Origin of the sequence: Kitasatospora arboriphila, from assembly GCF_039528095.1 — a bacterium.
In the GTDB taxonomy this organism is placed as follows: Bacteria; Actinomycetota; Actinomycetes; order Streptomycetales; family Streptomycetaceae; genus Kitasatospora; species Kitasatospora arboriphila.
On the sequence record NZ_BAAALD010000253.1, the window covers coordinates 1 to 712 of the forward strand.

At 72.6% G+C, this 712-nt stretch carries 1 pseudogene; it reads left to right on the forward strand.

Annotated features, from left to right (window positions below):
• Window positions 1-16 precede the first annotated feature (16 nt).
• Window positions 17-712: pseudogene (locus ABD353_RS39785) on the forward strand (IS5 family transposase); the annotation flags it as partial.

Consider the following 712-nt stretch of genomic DNA (forward strand, 5'->3'; position numbering starts at 1 on the left):
CTTGTAGGCTGCTTGCGTGACGATTGTGGAGCGGCTGGTGCCGGACGAGTTGTGGGAGCTGTTCCAGCGGGTGGTGCCGGCGGCGCCGACCCGGCCGCAGGGCGGCGGCCGACGCCGCCACGGGGACCGGGAGGTGCTGGCGGCGATCGTGTTCGTGGCCACCTCCGGGTGCACATGGGCCCAGCTGCCGCCGTGTTTCGGGCCGTCCGGGCCGACCGCGCACCGGCGCTTCGCGGAGTGGGCCGCGGCCCGGGTGTGGGCGAAGCTCTACCGCCTGGTCCTGGACGAACTCGGCGCCCGGGGCGAGCTGGACTGGTCGCGGTGCGCGGTTGACTCGGTGAACATGCGGGCCACGAAAAAGGGGAGCTGACGGGTCCGAATCCTGTCGATCGGGGCAAGTACGGGTCGAAGATCCACTTGCTCACCGAACGCGCCGGTCCGCCCCTCTCACTCGCGATCTCCGGCGCGAACCTGCACGACAGCCAGGCCCTGATCCCGCTCGTCGAGGCGATCCCGCCGATCCGCTCCCGCCGCGGCCCGAGGCGCCGCCGGCCCGGCAAGCTCCACGGCACAAAGCGTACGACCACCGCTTCATCCGCTCCTACCTGCGGCGACGGCAGATCGCACACCGCATCGCCCGCCGCGGCATCGAGTCCTCGACCCGCCTCGGCCGGCACCGCTGGGTCATCGAGCGCACCGTCGCCTGGCTCGG